Here is a 17,204-nt window from a genome sequence, read left to right as displayed (position 1 = left end):
CTGCTGCGCAAAAAGACTGGCTTGCATCCGAATGTTATATTATAACATCTAAAATAGAATTTAATCTTCGTCATGCGCTGTGTGAGGGGTTGTGCGGCTAATCAGACGGGGCATTGCCCTCATACTGGGTGGGGGGCTGATCTGTCCGGCTCTGACGGTGTCTCCGCTTCGGGCAGAACCGGGGACACAGCAGACGCCAGCGAAGGCAGTTCTGGCCACGCATGACAGGAAACCCCATAAAACATCTGTGGACAGGCGATCCCTTCAGGCAGTTCATGCCAGTTCTCCACCTGTCGAGCAGCTGACGGTTACGGGGTCCTTTCTCCAGGGAGAGCGGAAGAATTCGCCCAATGCCGTGCAGACCATCACGGGGAAGGACATACAGCGCAGTGCCGTGACGTCTCTGGGGGATTATCTGCAACGGATGCCTTCCATCGGGTCATCCGGCTCGCCCAACAGTATGACCAACGGCGGCAAGGGAGCCTCCTGCACGGACCTGCGAAATCTGGGGCAGGGGCGGGTGCTTGTGCTGATTGACGGGCATCGGGCACCGCTCAATGCAGGGTCCGAATGTGTGGACCTCAACACCATTCCGTTGCAGCAGATCGAGAAGGTGGAAATCCTCAAGGATGGTGGGTCCGGCCTCTATGGGGCGGACGCCGTGGCGGGTGTCATCAACATCCATCTGCGGCATGACCTGACGGGAAGCAACATCATCATGCGGGGGACCATCACGCAGGTGGGTGATGCCCGGGGTGGGGAGATTTCCGCCTATCATGGCATGAATTTTGATGACGGGCGGGGCAATGTCACGCTGGCGGGCAGTTACAGCACGACCGGCCCCATCTATAACCGGGACCGGAGCTGGGCAGCCCTGCCACAGAATGACAATCCGGCCACGGGCAGCCCCAGTTACGGCTCATCCATCATTCCATCTGGTGTTCTCATAAACCCGCAGACGGGGCAGAAGATGGTGCCGGATGGGCAGGGAGGCTTCCGCCGCTTCACGAGTGGAGACCTCTATAATTTCGCCCGTTACTCCACGATCATGAACCGTCATGATGACGGGACGGTCTCTCTTGATGCGCATGAACGCTTTTCCCGTTTCGTGACACTCTATGGCACCATGCGTTACAGCCATACGCTTGTGAGCCGTACCCAGTCGCCAGCCCCGATACAGGGGAGTGTCCCGCCTTCCACCTTGCCGTCATCATGGATACTGCCTGCTGCCAGTCCCTATAATCCGTGGGGCATAGATGCTTCCGTCATCAAGAGGGCGGAGGATGTCGGGCCACGGCGGAATAACATCAACACGGATACATGGACCTTCCTGCCGGGGCTGAAGGGGCAGCTGGGGGCTGGCTGGGATTATGATGCCTCCTATACCTATGGGCGGAGCCATCTGTCTTCCCATACGCAGGACATGATCAATTACCGTAACCTGCTGGAAACGACTGGGACGAGGCAGCTTGATGGAAGCAATCCTCGCAGTGCCGTGGCCTATGATCCGGGCATCTGTCAGGCGGCGCAGGGCTGCGTGCTGCAGAATCCCTTTGCGCCCTACAGTCAGCAGGCGAAGGGTTATGTCCGCTTCACCCAGAAGGACCGGGCGACCTATCAGCTGCGGGACACGATGCTGCGCCTGCGGAACCCGCATCTTTTCGCCCTGCCGTGGCGTCATGCCGGGCCGGTCGGGCTGGCGGTTGGGATGGAGCATAGGGGTGAACAGCTGAGCTATCATCCCGATGCCCTCGTGGCGCAAGGTGCCTCCACAGGGGCGGCGGGGGCCTATACAGGGGGTGGCTTTACCGTCTCGGAAGGGTATGGGGAAATCCAGCTTCCCCTGCTGCGGCGTGCCCTGCTGGCACGGGACCTGACGGTTGATCTTCAGGGGCGTGTTTCTTCGTACAGCCATTACGGAACCCCGCTGAACTGGAAGACCGGCCTGCACTGGGCACCGGTTCAGGATGTGGCCTTCCGGGGAACGCTGGGTACGTCGTTCCGGCAGCCGGGCCTGTATGATGTTTATGGTGGTCAGACACTGAGCTATGCGTCCGCGTCTGATCCCTGCGCTCATGTCAGCAGCTATGGCAGCAATGCGGGGGCGGTGCGGGCACGGTGCCAGAAGGAGGGGATCAACCCGGCCAGTTTCACGTCTTCTCTGGTGGGGCAGCTGCCGACCCTCTCCGGTGGCAATCCCCGGCTGGGGCCGGAATATGGGCGTACGGCAACGGTGGGAATGGACATTACGCCCCGAACTCTCAGGTCATTGCAGCTTTCCGTGGATTACTGGCATTACAGCCTGCGGGACATGATTTCGACCCTCAGCACCCAGACGCTTCTGGACGGGTGTTATACAGGGAGTGAGCCTGATTTCTGTAGTGCCATTCTGTCCCGCTCCAGTAGCGGGCAGATCACGGCCATTGAGGCCCTGCCGCAGAATATCGGTGCCCTGAAGACGGATGGTCTGGATTTCAGCCTGCGTTATAGCCTGCCCCTGAGTGATCGGGACCAGCTGAGTTTCTACGAAAATACTCAGTATCTCCTGAGCTACAGGCAGAAGCTGACCCGCAACGGCAACTGGCAGGATTATACGGGCCGTCTGCTTTATCTGAATGGCAGCGGGCGGCCACGGGAGCAGCATTACATCAGCACAACATGGCGGCATGACCATGTCAGCCTGATCTGGATGACCCGTATCATCAGTGGCATGAGGATGAATGACGGTCATCGGGACCTTGACCCGGCCACATCCGGGCGGACCCGTGTTGGCGGAACGATCCTGCATGATGTGACGGTGACGGGAAAGTGGCATCAGTTCCAGCTGATGGGGGGCATCAGCAACCTTTTTAACCGCCGCCCGCCATTCGTGCCGGATGGGACCTTCAATACCGCCTTTTCCCAATATTCAGGCTATATCGCCGGAAGAAGTTTCTTCCTTCAAATGGGGGCGGATTTCTAGGCGGGCAGATGATCTGCAAAGGAGTGGGTGCGCTGGCGATGCGGCATGGTGTCGTGCCACGAAAATCGCCATCACTCTGCACGGGTACAGGCCTGTTGCCAGAGCAGGTAATGGTCTGGCCTTTGATGTAAGAGACGGCAGGATCAGGGCATGGCTTATGGCTGGCGAAGGCTAGGAGCTGCCTGAGCAGGGCCAGAGGATTCAGCCGGTGCAGCATGAGGATGGAAAAAAACGGCTCTTCATGATGGTTGTGCGGGAACAGCCTGAAAGGCCCGCCATAGAGCCGTCCCTTGGAGATGATGGTGAGACGGGCCTGACAGGTCCTGCCATCTACGCAGGTTTCAAAAGTAGGGAAACGGTGGGCAACGGGTAGACGTAGGGCAGTGAGAAGATAGGCCAGCCGCCCGACACGTTTCTTGAGGGCGGAGGAAAGCTGCTGCACTACCCATCCATCCGGCCCAGAGGGTCCGGGACTGCCCGCTGGCGATCAGGGCGGCGTTACGGGCATCATGGAAAGGAATTTCCAGTTCCAGTGCCAGCACGTTGGCGGATCCGACAGGCCAGAGGGCAAGAGGACAGGAGCTGTCCATCATGGCCTGAGCGATCTCGGCAATCGTTCCATCACCGCCTCCGGCAATGATGAGATCCGTCCGTGTCAGATGATCCTGCACGATCCGTGTGGCGTGTCCCCGATGACGGGTTTTCATGACCTGCACGTCCAGTCCTGCCTTTTCCAGATGCCGCACGAACTCTGCAAGTCGCTGATCGGAATAATGTCCCGCAGTCGGATTGACGATGAGCAGGGCCCTGGTATGGAGGCAGGGGGATGGTGAGATCATGAGGTGAGACAGTACTTCACTCTGGGCGGGAACGGGGCGGAGTTCTATAGTGCCGCTTCCGGACATTCTGTCACGGCTTTTATCATGTCCCTGTTTCCGTGAGGATCACCCATCATGCAGCCTGCTCCCCTGACCATGATGCTCGCTCTGCTGGATGTGCAGAAATGGCGGCCCCGCCCCATGAGACGGCATGGTCCGCGCATCCGGTTTTTCACGCTGGAAGCAGGCAGCTGTGAGGGCTGTGCAATGGAGCTGGTTTCCCTGGGCAGCAGTGCCTACCCGCTTGAGGGAAGCGGTTTCCAGCGGGTCCAGCATCCGGAGGATGCGGACTGGCTGCTGGTCACCGGGTCCGTGACACGGTCCAGTGCCAGTGCGCTGGCCAGCGCGTGGGAGGCCATGCCCGCCGGACGGAGCCTCGTGGCCGTGGGGAACTGCGCTTATGATGGCGGGCTGTGGAAGAACAACTATGCCACGCTGGGCGGCATTCACACGCTTACCCGGGTCTACAGTTCCATCCCCGGATGCCCGCCATCGCCTTCAGCCATTCTTCAGGCGTTGGTGGAGCTGGCGGAAGGCGTGTCTTCTTCAACAGGTTCCCAGGCCTCTTCGGCTTCACGGCGCAGCCGCCAGTAGGAGCGGCGGGAAAGCGGAATCATGATGAGGTAGAGCAGCCCGGCTGCTGCCAGAGCACCCCACGGTTCCGCAATGAGAATGGCCGTGTAGGCTCCCGTCCCGACCAGCATGGGCAGGATATACCGGGACGGTACCTTGAAGTTCTTGAAGGACCAGATCGGCAGGGTGGAGACCAGAAGCAGGGCCGTGACGATCAGGCAGCCTGCTGCCAGCCACGGGGAATGGGCGAAATTTTCCAGACCCGTCAAATGGTTGCGCTTGGCTTCCAGCCCGAGAAAGACCGGGAAGAGGGCCAGACCCGCTCCCGCCGGTGCGGGCACGCCGGAGAAGAAGTTGGCGGCATATTCCGGGGCCGTGTCGTCATCCAGTGCGGAATTGAAGCGGGCCAGACGCAACGCCATGCAGACGGTGAAGAAAATGAAGGGAATGAAGGCCAGACGCTGCGTGGCGGGCAATGCCCACAGCATGAGGATGAACGGTGGCACCACGCCGAAGCAGACAAAGTCTGAGAGGCTGTCAAATTCAGCTCCGAAGCGGGACGTACCCTTCAGCAGGCGGGCAATGCGGCCATCCAGCCCATCCATGCAGGCGGCCAGCAGCAGGGCCGCCGCCGCATGGGTGAAGTGACCTGTCATGGAGAACTTGATGGCACTCAGCCCGGCACAGAGGCCAAGCATCGTCAGGATGTTAGGGACAAGCCGGTTGAAGGAAAGCCCGTGGACCCGGCGTCGCCTGCGCCGGTATCTGTGCATGATGGTCGTGCCGGGGGATGGCTTCTGCATGTTGATGACCCTCAGAGCTTCGCCAGAACCGTCTCGCCTCCGATCATCGTCTGCCCTTCCAGAACATCGGGGGTGACACCCGGCGGCAGATAGATATCCGTGCGGGACCCGAAGCGGATGAGACCGAAAAGGTCGCCAGCCTGTACCTGCTCGCCTTCCTTCACGTCACAGAGGATGCGACGGGCCACCAGCCCGGCAATCTGCACGACGGCCACCTGACGGCCATCTTTCAGTGTTACACGCAGTTCGTTGCGTTCATTCTGTTCCGAGGCCTTGTCCAGGCTGGCATTGAGGAACGTGCCTGCATGATAGGCGATCTTTGTGACCGTTCCGCTGACGGGCATGCGGTTCACATGCACATCCAGTACGGAAAGGAAGGTAGAAATGCGCCAGACCGGCTCGCTGCCCATCTCCAGTGCGGCTGGTGGCGGGACCATGGCAATGCCTGTCACACGGCCATCGGCACTGGAGAGAACGAGGTTGTCACCCTGCGGGGACGTCCGCCGCGGGTTGCGGAAGAAGTACAGGCAGAAGCCGGTGAAGGCGAAGCCTGCCGTACCCAGTGCCCGTGTCAGCCGCCACGGCGTGGCCCGCCCCAGCACACCGGCCAGCAGGCCAATGCCAAGGAACGGTGTTGCCGCACGATGCGGCGGAGCAAGGACGAGTTTGAAAGATTTGATCAGTGACATGGGATTACTCATACGTCACCTGCCGGATGGGTCAAGTATTTCGTTTCAGAGGCCCTGAGGTTGCGGCAGTGAGGGAGAGGCCCCATCTTGACGGGATTGATGTCCGTCATCCCGCCATCTTCTGCGGGATTCCCTGTAGAAGGAGATATGTCATGAGCGTGGATATCAGGCCGGTTCCTGCCTTTCAGGACAATTATGTCTGGTTTGTCCGCAGGGAGGGTGGCCCCTGGGTGGTGATCGATCCCGGCGAGGCGGCCCCGGCGGAACAGGTGCTGGGGACCGAGGCTCCTGCGGCCATTCTGCTGACTCACCATCATGGGGACCATGTCGGTGGCGTTGCCACGTTGAAGAAGCGGTATGACGTGCCTGTCTACGGGCCATCCGACGTGGCGGGGGTTGATCATCCGCTGAAGGATGGTGGCGTGGTCTCCCTTGCGGGGCTGACATTCCGTGTCATGGCCACTCCGGGTCATACTCTGGATCATCTCTGCTATGCGCTGGAAGGGGAGACGCCAGCCCTGTTCAGTGGCGATACGCTGTTCAGCGGAGGGAGTGGCCGTCTGTTCGAAGGGAGTGCCGGGCAGCTTTTCACTAGCTTCCGCCAGTTTGATGACCTGTCTGATGAGACCCTGCTGTGCCCCGGCCATGAATACACGCAGGGGAACCTGAAATTCATCGCCTCGCTGGGAGAGAAGACACCAGCCCTTGAGGCCCGCATGGTAGAGGTTGCGAAACTTCGGGCGGCAGGGCGGCCTTCCGTACCCGTTCCGCTGGGTGTGGAGCGGCAGACCAACCCCTTTCTGATGGCCCGGACGCCGGAAGAACTGGCCCGTCTGCGGAAGCAGAAAGACCAGTTCTGAGCTGGTCAGGCCGTGCGGATGTCCAGTCCGATGTCCAGAGCCGTCACGCTGTGAGTCAGCCAGCCGAGAGAGAGGATGTCCACGCCGCTTTCCGCAATGCTGCGGGCGGTGGCGGGCGTGATGCCGCCGGAAGCTTCGGCAATGGCACGGCCTTCAATCATGTTCACGGCTTCCCGCAGCATGGCGGGTGTCATGTTGTCCAGCAGGTAGGCATCCGGCCCATCAGGGCATTGCAGGGCTTCGGCAAGCTGGGCGAGGGAGTCCACTTCCAGCTCGATTTTCATGAGGTGCCCGGCCCGCTGGCGGGCAGCCGCCAGAGCGGCAGGGATGTTGCTGCCAAACAGGGCCAGATGATTGTCCTTGAGCATGATGGCATCATCTAGCCGGTGGCGGTGATTGCTGCCACCACCGGCCCGGACGGCATATTTCTGCAGGGCACGCAGGCCGGGGAGTGTCTTGCGGGTACAGCAGATGCTCACCCCCGCACCTTCCACGGAGTCCACGATCTGGCCCGTTGTGGTGGCGATCCCGCTGAGATGGGACAGAAGATTGAGGGCCACACGTTCCCCACCAAGAACCGCACTGGCAGGGCCTTCCACTTCGGCCAGAATGTCTCCACGGGTGATGCGGTTACCATCCTGCCTGAAGGCCGTAAAGCGTGTGCTGCCATCCAGCAGGGTGAAGGCCAGACGGGCACCGGGCAGTCCGGCCAGCCGTCCCTCCTGCCGGGCGACGAAGGAGGCTTTCAGTGTGGGTCTGCCCTGCATGAGTGCCTGTGTGGTGACATCCCCGCCCGTGCCGAAATCCTCCCGCAGGGCATTGGTGATGACCGGTTCCCAGAGCAGGTCGGGCAGGAAAAGCGTATCAAGGGCCATGATGGTGGTATCCTGATGATGTGTGGCAGGTGTTACAGGGGCAGATCGTTCATCTGCAGGTCAAGATGACGGGGGGACTGCAGGCCGGGTGCGTCTTCCCGCCAGTGTGCTCCCCTCTGTTCCGGGCGGTTCAGGGCGGCCCAGCCGATGAAGGAGGCCGTCAGGGCGCAGAGATTCTGGCGGGCCTGTGGCAGGGCGCGCTCCAGAAAGTTTTCCAGCTCCGTGCGGGTACGGAGAATGCCCAGATGCTGCTGCATCTCTGCCCGGAATGGCCAGTCTGTCGTAAAGGTGGGGCGTTCCGGTGCGGTGGTATTGAGAGGACCGGCTGCATCGCGATGGGCGTTGACATCCTGTCCTGCCCATTGCCCGCCGACCAGGGCTTCCAGCAGGGAATTGCTGGCCAGCCTGTTGGCCCCATGAAGGCCGGTACAGGCGACTTCTCCGCAGGCCCATAGCCCCTTCAGGGTCGTGCGTCCTGTCTGGTCCACTTTCAGGCCACCCATATGGTAATGCATGGCGGGCTGAACGGGCAGCAGCTGGGTGTCCGGATCGAAACCGGCCTTCCGGCAGGCCTGTGTGATGCCGGGAAAGCGTGTGCTGAAAGGCGCATCCGGCAGGGAACGTCCATCCAGAAAGACGGTGCGCCCTTCCCGAAGCTGGGCGGCAATGGCCCGGCTGACGACATCACGGGGGGCCAGTTCTTCCGTAAAGCGGTGGCCATCGTCCAGACGCAGAACGGCTCCGGTTCCCCGCACGGCTTCACTGATGAGAGAAAGACGGTTCGTCTGGTCCGGTGTGACGAGAGCCGTGGGATGGAACTGCGTGAACTCCATGTCCCGCACGGTGGCTCCTGCCCATGCGGCCAGAGCGAGCGTCACGCCCCGATTGGAGAGCGGGCTGGTCGTATGCTGATATAGTCCGCCGCAGCCTCCACTGGCCAGAATGCAGTGCCGTGTGGGGATGAATCCGACAGATGACCATATGCCCTGCAAGACACCATCAGGCGCATGGAAGCCTTCCAGCGTGGCCTGCAGCCAGTGGATATTAGCCTTTCTGCGGGCCTGCTGGAGAATATGCTGAAGAATGACCTGCCCGCTCCGGTCGCCACCGGCAAAGACAATCCGGTTATGACTGTGAGCAGCTTCCAGATGGAGGGCAAGCTGGCCGTTTTCATCACGGGCCAGTGGAACACCGAGCCGCAGGAGGGTTTCAACGGCACTGGGTCCTGCCTCGGTGATGCGCTGCACGATGGCCGGATCGCACAACCCGGCTCCAGCCTGGAGCGTATCCTTGGCATGGTTGGCCGGGCTGTCACCGGGGCCGACGGCAGCGGCCATGCCGCCCTGGGCCAGGGTGCTGGATGTTCCTTCTCCCGTAAAGGAAGGAGCAAGCAGCACACAGGGGCCGTCCATCTCCAGAGCCGCCATCAGCCCGGCCAGTCCAGCCCCGATGATGACAGGCAACCCTGCGTAGCGGGAAAGGGTGTGTCCCTGCATGGGACGATCCTTCACTTGATGGCCAGCATCCGCTCGACAGAGCGGCGGGCCGGTTCCTGAAGGTCAGCCGGGATGGTGACTTCGGTACTCATGGTTTCCAGAGCCTGCCGGATGTTCTTCAGGGTGATGCGCTTCATGTGCGGGCAGAGGTTGCAGGGGCGGATGAAGTCGGTCTGTGGATGCATGGCGGCGAGGTTGTCGCTCATGGAACATTCGGTGATGAGCATGACCTTTTCAGGTTTATGCTGGGCGATATAGTCCATCATGCTGGCTGTGGACCCGGCATGGTCGGCTTCTGCCACGACATCGGGCGAGCATTCCGGATGGGCAATGATATGCAGCGGACCATGCATACGCCGGTACTGACGGATTTCCTGCGGGGTAAACCGCTCATGGACCTCACAGCGGGCAGACCATGTGTGCATCTTGATGCCGGTTTCCCGCTCGATGTTCCGGGCGAGGAATTCATCGGGGATCATGATGACCTCTGGCACACCAAGGCTTTCCACGACACGGCGGGCATTGCCGGATGTGCAGCAGACATCCGTTTCAGCCTTTACGGCAGCGGAGCTGTTCACATAGGTGACGATCGGCACGCCGGGGTGACGTTCCCGCAGGGTGCGGACATTCTCTGCGGTGATGCCTTCAGCCAGAGAGCAGCCTGCCAGAGCATCGGGGATGAGGACGGTTTTGGTGGGGTTCAGCAGCTTGACCGTTTCGGCCATGAAATGGACGCCCGCCATGATGATGACATCCTGCTCCAGATTCTGGGCTTCACGGGCCAGAGCCAGACTGTCCCCCCGGATGTCCGACACACAGTGGAAGATTTCCGGTGTCTGATAGTTATGGGCGAGGATGACAGCGTTATGCTTGCGCTTCAGCTCGAGAATGGCCTCGATGTCATCTGCAAAAAGCCGTTCCCAGTCCTGCCGGGCCATGAGGGAGGCCACGGGGCTGTAAAGTGCAGCGCGGGACGGGGAGGTGGCGATGCCCTGCATCATGGAGAGGTCCTTCATCAAGGTTTATACTCACTATGAGCATAATATAGACCCTACTGAGGGGCGTGCCAAGCGATTATGTTTTATTTTGGGATGTGGTGTGAATAAAAATACGGTGTCCAAGTCTGAATTGATGGAATCGGTTTCGTTGGGAGGAATATTGTCATCATGTTTTGAATACGTTATTTATTTCTTTTCTCCATATCTGATTCAACCATGTCATATGGTGTCTGAACTGTTTTCTTATTTCAGGTTACCTTATTATTTTACCTGCTCTATAAGCCTATTTTAGGAAGTTTTTCTTCTACCGAGATGTGTATAATGGCTCAGTGGTTCACGTTTAAATATTTCCTTTCTCGGGTTATTTTTATTGCGTATTTTTGCATGTACGCTGTGTGGAGTCGCGGATCAGAATTTTTTCTCCATCAAATGTAAATCCAAGATATTGTATGAATGGGTGCGAGGAGTCTTCCTGAGTTCTACCGTGCTGGAATGTGGCTTTTTTCTGTTTTTGATATGGAAAGATGTACGTCTTTCAGAAGTGTTTTCATCTTAAGAAAAATATCTTCCCTTGATACGGACGTGGGGAAAACTGGGACGATATCATCAGAGTATCTTCTGTATGAGCTATTTCTCTTTGAAGTACCTTAATACACCAAGATCAAATGATTTCAGGGAGATGTTGGCGTATAATCTTTGTACGGGTATTCTTTGAGGTATCCTGAAAGTTTCTTTATGATTCTTGATAATCTTATTATGTTTCCCTCGCACATAAGAGATAAACTCTTCTTTTGTGCATATTTTATATTAGATCTCATATGTTTTTGCAATATTACGATTTTTATTATTGTGTTATTATTCTGTTATTTTAAGAAATTCGCCTTTATCGACATAGGAATATTTTGTTGCGTTTATCTATACTGTATAATGGTGCCCACTTAATGTACTTTTATTGGTCAGGATTTTTATTGCGTTCCTTAGAATAATATGGTTAACTTTATTAAAGAAATTTTTTGTATCTAAGGCAAGAAAAGGACATTTTTTCTTTTGACTGATTTCACAAAAAAAAGACCTAGCATGGTGTGCGCTGTTGTCTATTTCCTTTCTGTGGGTTAGAGCGCACTCTGTTAAATATTTCTCATAGTATAGATTTAGATATTCTGCATAGGCTTGGAGATAAAGTGCATCTGAACGGCTGACAAAGCGAATGGAGCGTGTCTTCTTGACCTGTTTCTTTTGTTCAGTAGAAAAATCAAAAAATCGATTTTTCTTTGACGGCAGAGGAAGGTCGAAATGTTTATACTTCCTCACCTCAGGACATAAAGTAATTTTTGAAGAAAATCTCTTATTACCACGATGACTGTCAATGGTACTGTGTGGTGAGTAAGGCCCGGGCACCATGTGTATCCGTTCTGCTAATACCCGAGCTTTTTAGCCCCATTTCGTGGTGGTATAACTGTCACACACGGCATACGATATTGTCTGGTATGTTATTAGTACCGTGATGATAGGTGAGGAAGAACATAGCCCTATTGTGGTCTGGCATCATTACGTTTGGCAACTGTGATCGTCAACACCACTTATCTTGATCATTTGTATAAGAGCATTCATCTTATTGCAAGAGTTTGTGATAATATTAGACTGTCCATGCAGAATTAATACATGATCAGCCATGAGGGTGTTTCCAGCGGCAGGAAGGCGGCACCCAGATAGCAGGAGGCCATGGCCGCTGGTCGAAAACGGTAGAGCCGGGCAGGGCGTCCCGCAGCGGCCCGTTCATAGGTGCCGGTTTCTTCCACGAGCTGCTGATGCAGTACAAGGCGGCGGAAGTTCGGTTTGTGCATGAAACGGCCGGACAGTGTTTCCATTGCCTGCTGTAGCTGTAGAAGAGTAAAGGCCTTCGGAAGCAGATCGAATACGGCCGGACTGTAGCGGATGCGGGCACGCAGGCGAGAGAGAGCCGTGGCCAGAAGGCGGCGGTCATCCTCTTCTGTCGCTTCAGGGGAGGGCGCAGAACGGGGTACGAGGCCGGATTCCCACAAAAGCTCATAGCGTTCCAGCACACGGGTATCATCCCACGGCAGATCATCCAGTCCAAAGGCAGGGGCAATACGGCTCTGGCGTTCGTCATGTCCGGCAGCCCAGTGTTTTATGGCTGCGATGAACTGTGCCAGTTGCCGGGTACCGCTTTCGTTGCGGCGATCTTCCCAGGGGAAGTGGTGGTAAAGCGACCCGTGGCAGGACAGGGGATGGTCAGGGCTGAGGGCCAGATAGGTGATGTGGATATGTGGCGTCTGCCCCTGCACGGGAAAAGAACTGAAAGTATAGAGCTGTTCCATATAGCCGATGGAACAGTGGGTCAGCGTTTCGGCCCAATGGCAGAGGCGTTTCTGTAAAGAATGATGGCTTTCTTCAAAGGTCGGTGTGTCCCGGTCATGACGCAGAAGGGTCACATGCGGGGCATCACTGCCTATGGTCATGAGGACCGTTATGAGGTCTGTCGGGCAAAGGCTCTGGAACGTCATGGCTGATGGGGCGCAAGCCGGCGGAGGCGGTCATAGAGGGTCTGCATATGGTCTGTGGAAAGACCGGGCGGCACGCCGTGATCAAGAGGAATGCTGACCGTCAGGGGGTGGGAGGCAAGGGAGATCATGCGGGGGCTTGCCATCATTTCATTCAGCAGGCCCTGCATGCCGATGGGAACATTGTGCTGGACCCAGCTGCTCTGAAGAAGGTTATGCAACGGCTCCTGCCAGTTGGTCAGGCTGACGGATACGGTGCCGGAGAAAGCGGGCACATACAGCTCACCACCAAGGGAGAGATGGGGGGGAGGTGTTTTCTGCTCTGTTCGTGCCAGGGGACGGATGGTAGCACTGAGTTCATGAATTCTGAGCCGTAAGGGAATATCCGGCCATGCTGACATGGAAGGCCCGTTTCTGCCGTGAGGGTTGGCAGGTACAGGGCCATTGCTGGGGAGCAGGGCGAAGGCACTGTGAAGCTGCTCAATCCGGAAATCCCGCAGCAGGGTGGAGGGATAGATCAGCTCCCTGGCTGTAATGGATGCTGAAAGAAGAGACCTGTTCTGGAGAGCCGGGTCAGGATGTGTCAGGGATTGCGGTGCAAAGCGGACTGTTCCGGCAGGGTGGCGCAATGTCAGGCTGTAGGATAGCTGTGAAGAAGCCACTTCCAGAGTGGAGATATGGAAATGGGCCCAGTACAGGGGCAGGGAGCCGTGGTCATGGCATCTGGCTTCTGGTGGACAGGGGGTGCTTTCCTTGCTGATACGCAGTTTCGCCCTGCTCAGGCGGAGGGTCAGGCTTTCGCCATCATGGACCATGCGGAGGATGGTGCTTTCGGGCAGCTGGAGTGGCAGCTCTGTCCCGGTGGTCAGTGCATGTGCCCAGTCCAGCCAATCCCCTCCCAGAAGGAGGGTCGGCGTTGCCCCGACAATATCAGCACCATTGAGATGGGTATGGAAGGAAACCCCGTAAAGCCGCCTCCACGCCCCAAGGGGCCAGCCTCTGGCACGGGTCTTCTGTATGGTCAGGGTTGGGGTTGGGCCATCCGATGGAAGGGACTGGACAGCCAGATGGGCCAGCTGGCTGGAGAGCACGGCCTGTGTCCGGAGGTACAGCCCCCAGCTTCCTGCCAGCAGAATGAAGCACAGGGAGGTAATGATCAGGACAGGATGGCGACGGGACAGGCTCATGCTCCAGCCTCCTTTACGGAAGAACAGGAGAAGGGATGAGCTGTTATTCTGTCCCCAGAGTATTCTTTGCCTGTTATGGAGTAATCACTTCCTCCTGACAGCTCATGATGGAAAAGATGATGCAGCACGAATCCTGTGAATGTCGTTATGTTACAGGCAGTTATACCAAGAACTGCATGGACATGTTTTCATGTTCTGCCCATGCGGTTACTTTGCGAAGGGCAGGAATTACGATCTGGTTTCTTTCACGTCCACAGAGTTTTCCACAGCTTCATGGGGTAGGTCATGGTCTGTGCAGAGGGTCTCCCATGCTTTACTGATGGCCGGTATGAGTTCACGCCCCTTCATGTTGGCAGCGAGTGGCTCCCCGATGACCACTTTCAGCGTGCCGGGATATTTCCGCCAGGGAGAGTGAGGCCAGAACAGGCCGGAATTCGTCACGACGGGGAGGATGGGGCAGGTGGCCTGCCGTGCCAGAGCGATGACGCCATTCTGGAGAGGAACATTCTGGCCGGGTTTCGTGCGTGTCCCCTGTGGGAAAATGATGATCTGCCGTCCGGCTCCCTGTGCCCTGGCAACGGCCTCCATCATACCGCGCAGGGCCTGGGAGCCGCCGGAGCGGTCGACCGGAATCATGCCGCTGAGGACCAGCATGGGACCGACGAGGGGAATGGCCGTCAGTTCTTTCTTGATGACATAGGCGGGCAGGGACACGGTGTTCATCCAGATGAAACCGTCAAAGAAGGACTGATGCTGGGAGGCGATCAGGGCCGGGCCGTCAGGCAGGTTCTCCTGCCCGCTGATGACGATACGGATGCCACAGAGCGTCTCCAGCCCCCACAGGACGGCCCGGGACCAGAGCTTGGCATAGGCAAGGGCTGCGTCCCGCCTGTTGAGCAGGCGGATGGGAAAGGCAAAAACCCCCATCACGAGGGTCAGTATCAGAAGATACAGATTGAACAGGCTGCCACGGATAAGACTCATCATAATAGCTTCTGCATGGCGCAGAAGCAGCCCATAGGGCAAGGGAAATGTGAGGTCAGCCGTTGAAAATCAGGCAGGAGTGGCGAGGGAGGGGGATGAGGAGGCGGGCCGGAACCCTTCCTGTGCATGATCCTGCTGGTGCAGGAGCATGAGACGGATGAAGGCCCCGACCAGTTTGCCATACTGGCTGAACATCAGCAGCATGGTGCGTGGGTGCAGTGGCGTGTTCATGGCGGAAGGCTGTACCCAGTAAGGGGTGAAACGGAGCTGGGGAGCAATGTCATGAAATTCCAGCAGGGAGCGGCGCATGTGGTACCCGGCTGTTACCAGCACGAGATGGTGCAGATGTTTCTGTTCTGCCCACTGGGCAGTTTCCCATGCATTGCCAATGGTGGTGGCTGCCCGGTATCCGAGGCTGATCTGTCGGGTCAGTTCAGGTGGGAGCGGGGCTGATTTCGTGGCTGCAAGAATATGGGACAGCCCCGTATGGGGTGATACGCCGGAGATCAGGAGGAGCCGGTCCGGCTGCTGCCGGAGCAGCGCAATTCCGGCTTCTATGCGGTGTTCCCCTCCGGTCAGGGCGACGATGCCATCGCAGTCGGCAGGGATGCTGTGCAGGTCTGGTGAGGGGCGGAGCGCATCGGCGCAGAAATAGATGAAACTTCCCAGCAGGACCCAGACGGCAATGGTCAGGACGGCAGAGAAGAGCGACCAGATATTCATACCCGGTCCTTTCATCATGACCTGTGTTCCTGCCTGAAGAGGACCAGATGAACCATACCCCAGCCAGCCAGAGCCATCAGGAAGGGGAGCAGGAAAAGTATCCCCCATAATGACAGGGGCAGGAAGGTCTGGGCATGGAAGGCGGACGCAAACCCTGCGAAAGGGGGCAGGCGCAACAGGGGGCGCAGGGCAGAGGTGATGAGGGCCAGCGTAGGGACCAGAAGGCCGATACCGGCAAGGCTGCCGGGGAAGATCATGAGGGCCATCCGCAGGGCCAGAACATGATGCAGGGATGAGGTTTTTCCACCCAGAGTGGGAAGAAGGGCCAGCTGGCTGGCATTGGCCAGAGCGACGGTACGGGCACCCAGATAGAGCAGAGCCGGTACGATCAGGGCGGCACCCAGTCCGGCAGCAAGGGCGATGTTTCCGGCGGCGTGACGCAGGCCCGTCATCAGTGGCGTCAGTTTCGTCAGCTGGGGTGGTGGTGGAATGACCCTGGCCTCTGGTGAGTGCTGATGCACGAAACTGGTCAGAGCCGTCATGTCTCCATGATAGTGCAGGGTGATGAGTGCCGGAAGCGGCCCCTCCCACGGTGTGGACCATGTGGCAAGGCTGCGTTCGACATCACGGTCGGGCAGGCGGGTGGCCTGTGTCCCGGGGAAGGCCGTCATCAGGGTCTGGGGCAGGGTGTTGATCTGTTCGGCATGTCTGCCGTCGGCAGGGGGCAGGGCGATCACGACATGGTCGTTCAGCTCGCTTTCCCACTGCTGGATGGCCCTGTCCACGCCGTGGGGAAGAGCCAGAGCCAGCCCGATCAGCCATGTGATGAGGCAAAGCCCCAGCAGGGATGGCCAGGGTGAAGGCCAGCCTGCCGCACGGGACAGACGTGTCATGGAAGCAGTCCTTTGTCATCGGGGGAAAGAAACAGCGGGACCGTGAGACTGTCCCTGGAGGCCGTGCTGTCTGGCGGTGATGGACTGGCCTGCGGCAGGGAGAGGGACCGCCCGGGCAGAAGCGGGTTTCCCGTGGGGGACTGGGTGGCCAGAAGGGCCGTGGCCCCGTTTTTCGTCAGGCCCCGTATGGTCGTCAGCAGGCGGTCCTGCAGGGCGGGGCAGAGAGTCAGGGCAGGTTCATCCACCAGAATGATGGCGGGCTGGGTGATCAGTGCCCGGGCGCAGGCGACCCGAAGGCGCGTGGTGTAGCTCAGCGCGTCCAGCAGTGCCCCGGCGTAACCTTCCAGCTGGAACCAGCGGATGATGGAGTCCGTTTCCCGCTGTATGTCGGCCTGGCGGACATGGTTCAGCTCCAGTGGCAGGGCGATGTTGTCGGCGACGTTCAGCCGGTCCATGAAGCGGGGCGTGGCTTCGATGTAACTGATGCGCTGCTGGAGAGTCCTGTGTGTTCCGGAGCTGAGACGGGGGCCTGCCTCATGGTTCATGATGGACAGGGTGCCGCCCGTGACCGGACGGCGCAGGGCGACGGTTTCCAGCAGGGCCGTCTTGCCGGATTCAGCCGGTCCCGTCACCCAGAGAACCTCCCCCCGTTCGACGCGAAGGGTGAGAGGCTGCACGCCCTGCGGCATGAGGGTCGTGCTGACGGGCAGGGGCAGCGTCTTCAGGATGATCATGCAGGTTTCCGCAGGGTCCGGGTATGT

General features: G+C 58.5%; 17 protein-coding genes. 3 read left to right on the top strand and 14 right to left on the bottom strand.

What is annotated here, in order from left to right; all coding sequences use genetic code 11:
- The first annotated feature begins 91 nt into the window (after positions 1-91).
- Entirely contained in the window at positions 92-2,962 is a 2,871-nt protein-coding gene (locus NQF87_RS06730) for a TonB-dependent receptor domain-containing protein (RefSeq protein WP_266127660.1), read from the top strand.
- Here NQF87_RS06730 and NQF87_RS08850 read toward each other — a convergent pair.
- Both NQF87_RS08850 and NQF87_RS06725 read right to left on the bottom strand, forming a co-directional pair.
- Entirely contained in the window at positions 2,886-3,404 is a 519-nt protein-coding gene (locus NQF87_RS08850; RefSeq protein ID WP_407652023.1) for a diacylglycerol/lipid kinase family protein, read from the bottom strand. The two genes, NQF87_RS06730 and NQF87_RS08850, sit on opposite strands and share 77 nt — an antisense overlap.
- Positions 3,304-3,867, bottom strand: a complete 564-nt coding sequence (locus tag NQF87_RS06725; RefSeq protein ID WP_266127659.1) for a diacylglycerol/lipid kinase family protein — start codon at positions 3,865-3,867, stop codon at positions 3,304-3,306. Before NQF87_RS06725 ends, NQF87_RS08850 begins: the two co-directional genes overlap by 101 nt.
- Before the next feature lie 48 nt (positions 3,868-3,915).
- Here NQF87_RS06725 and NQF87_RS06720 point away from each other — a divergent pair, with 48 nt between their 5' ends.
- The gene (locus tag NQF87_RS06720; protein WP_266127658.1) at positions 3,916-4,434 is read left to right on the top strand and encodes an NADH-quinone oxidoreductase subunit B family protein; all 519 of its coding nucleotides are present in this window, start codon (positions 3,916-3,918) and stop codon (positions 4,432-4,434) included.
- Here NQF87_RS06720 and NQF87_RS06715 read toward each other — a convergent pair.
- Together NQF87_RS06715 and NQF87_RS06710 are read right to left on the bottom strand one after the other, a co-directional pair.
- Entirely contained in the window at positions 4,350-5,216 is an 867-nt protein-coding gene (locus NQF87_RS06715) for a CDP-alcohol phosphatidyltransferase family protein (RefSeq protein ID WP_266127657.1), read from the bottom strand. The genes NQF87_RS06720 and NQF87_RS06715 overlap by 85 nt on opposite strands.
- A gap of 11 nt (positions 5,217-5,227) precedes the next feature.
- Positions 5,228-5,905, bottom strand: coding sequence for a phosphatidylserine decarboxylase (locus NQF87_RS06710; protein WP_266127656.1), 678 nt, complete (start codon positions 5,903-5,905; stop codon positions 5,228-5,230).
- 152 nt (positions 5,906-6,057) lie between these two features.
- Between NQF87_RS06710 and gloB the strand changes: the two genes are divergently transcribed.
- A complete protein-coding gene (gene gloB / locus NQF87_RS06705; protein ID WP_266127655.1) occupies positions 6,058-6,765 on the top strand; it encodes a hydroxyacylglutathione hydrolase in 708 nt (235 codons plus the stop codon).
- 5 nt (positions 6,766-6,770) lie between these two features.
- On the opposite strand, the gene nadC is transcribed toward gloB, so the two are convergent.
- From nadC to NQF87_RS06655, 10 genes are all read right to left on the bottom strand, one after another.
- Complete coding sequence (nadC, locus tag NQF87_RS06700; protein ID WP_266127654.1) at positions 6,771-7,640, bottom strand: carboxylating nicotinate-nucleotide diphosphorylase; 870 nt, start codon at positions 7,638-7,640, stop codon at positions 6,771-6,773.
- Positions 7,641-7,672: 32 nt separating this feature from the next.
- The gene (locus NQF87_RS06695; protein ID WP_266127653.1) at positions 7,673-9,136 is read right to left on the bottom strand and encodes an L-aspartate oxidase; all 1,464 of its coding nucleotides are present in this window, start codon (positions 9,134-9,136) and stop codon (positions 7,673-7,675) included.
- 11 nt (positions 9,137-9,147) lie between these two features.
- Entirely contained in the window at positions 9,148-10,134 is a 987-nt protein-coding gene (nadA, locus tag NQF87_RS06690) for a quinolinate synthase NadA (protein WP_266127776.1), read from the bottom strand.
- A 915-nt stretch (positions 10,135-11,049) separates the two neighbouring features.
- The gene (locus NQF87_RS06685) at positions 11,050-11,535 is read right to left on the bottom strand and encodes an RNA-dependent RNA polymerase family protein (RefSeq protein ID WP_266127652.1); all 486 of its coding nucleotides are present in this window, start codon (positions 11,533-11,535) and stop codon (positions 11,050-11,052) included.
- Positions 11,536-11,789: 254 nt separating this feature from the next.
- Entirely contained in the window at positions 11,790-12,614 is an 825-nt protein-coding gene (locus tag NQF87_RS06680) for an NUDIX hydrolase (RefSeq protein ID WP_266127651.1), read from the bottom strand.
- A gap of 41 nt (positions 12,615-12,655) precedes the next feature.
- Positions 12,656-13,843 (bottom strand): hypothetical protein, encoded by a 1,188-nt coding sequence (locus tag NQF87_RS06675; protein WP_266127650.1) that lies wholly within the window; start codon positions 13,841-13,843, stop codon positions 12,656-12,658.
- Positions 13,844-14,071: 228 nt separating this feature from the next.
- Complete coding sequence (locus NQF87_RS06670) at positions 14,072-14,827, bottom strand: lysophospholipid acyltransferase family protein (protein ID WP_266127775.1); 756 nt, start codon at positions 14,825-14,827, stop codon at positions 14,072-14,074.
- A gap of 69 nt (positions 14,828-14,896) precedes the next feature.
- Complete coding sequence (locus NQF87_RS06665) at positions 14,897-15,568, bottom strand: YdcF family protein (RefSeq protein ID WP_266127649.1); 672 nt, start codon at positions 15,566-15,568, stop codon at positions 14,897-14,899.
- Positions 15,565-16,443, bottom strand: a complete 879-nt coding sequence (locus NQF87_RS06660; protein WP_266127648.1) for a hypothetical protein — start codon at positions 16,441-16,443, stop codon at positions 15,565-15,567. The genes NQF87_RS06665 and NQF87_RS06660 overlap by 4 nt, the downstream gene beginning before the upstream one ends.
- A complete protein-coding gene (locus NQF87_RS06655; protein WP_266127647.1) occupies positions 16,440-17,177 on the bottom strand; it encodes an ATP-binding cassette domain-containing protein in 738 nt (245 codons plus the stop codon). Before NQF87_RS06655 ends, NQF87_RS06660 begins: the two co-directional genes overlap by 4 nt.
- Between the last annotated feature and the right edge of the window lie 27 nt (positions 17,178-17,204).

It is taken from the genome of Bombella dulcis (assembly GCF_026385505.1).
Classification (GTDB): domain Bacteria; phylum Pseudomonadota; class Alphaproteobacteria; order Acetobacterales; family Acetobacteraceae; genus Bombella; species Bombella dulcis.
Note: the sequence above shows the minus strand (reverse complement) of the source record. Positions and strands in the feature narration are given on the sequence as shown.

Coding starts and splice junctions, on each gene's coding strand:
- NQF87_RS06725 (WP_266127659.1), bottom strand. CDS start 3,867: ATGTCCGGAAGCGGCACTATAGAACTCCGCCCCGTTCCCGCCCAGAGT.
- NQF87_RS06720 (WP_266127658.1), top strand. CDS start 3,916: ATGCAGCCTGCTCCCCTGACCATGATGCTCGCTCTGCTGGATGTGCAG.
- NQF87_RS06715 (WP_266127657.1), bottom strand. CDS start 5,216: ATGCAGAAGCCATCCCCCGGCACGACCATCATGCACAGATACCGGCGC.
- NQF87_RS06710 (WP_266127656.1), bottom strand. CDS start 5,905: ATGTCACTGATCAAATCTTTCAAACTCGTCCTTGCTCCGCCGCATCGT.
- gloB (WP_266127655.1), top strand. CDS start 6,058: ATGAGCGTGGATATCAGGCCGGTTCCTGCCTTTCAGGACAATTATGTC.
- nadC (WP_266127654.1), bottom strand. CDS start 7,640: ATGGCCCTTGATACGCTTTTCCTGCCCGACCTGCTCTGGGAACCGGTC.
- NQF87_RS06695 (WP_266127653.1), bottom strand. CDS start 9,136: ATGCAGGGACACACCCTTTCCCGCTACGCAGGGTTGCCTGTCATCATC.
- nadA (WP_266127776.1), bottom strand. CDS start 10,134: ATGCAGGGCATCGCCACCTCCCCGTCCCGCGCTGCACTTTACAGCCCC.
- NQF87_RS06685 (WP_266127652.1), bottom strand. CDS start 11,535: ATGGTGCCCGGGCCTTACTCACCACACAGTACCATTGACAGTCATCGT.
- NQF87_RS06680 (WP_266127651.1), bottom strand. CDS start 12,614: ATGACCATAGGCAGTGATGCCCCGCATGTGACCCTTCTGCGTCATGAC.
- NQF87_RS06675 (WP_266127650.1), bottom strand. CDS start 13,843: ATGAGCCTGTCCCGTCGCCATCCTGTCCTGATCATTACCTCCCTGTGC.
- NQF87_RS06670 (WP_266127775.1), bottom strand. CDS start 14,827: ATGAGTCTTATCCGTGGCAGCCTGTTCAATCTGTATCTTCTGATACTG.
- NQF87_RS06665 (WP_266127649.1), bottom strand. CDS start 15,568: ATGATGAAAGGACCGGGTATGAATATCTGGTCGCTCTTCTCTGCCGTC.
- NQF87_RS06660 (WP_266127648.1), bottom strand. CDS start 16,443: ATGACACGTCTGTCCCGTGCGGCAGGCTGGCCTTCACCCTGGCCATCC.
- NQF87_RS06655 (WP_266127647.1), bottom strand. CDS start 17,177: ATGATCATCCTGAAGACGCTGCCCCTGCCCGTCAGCACGACCCTCATG.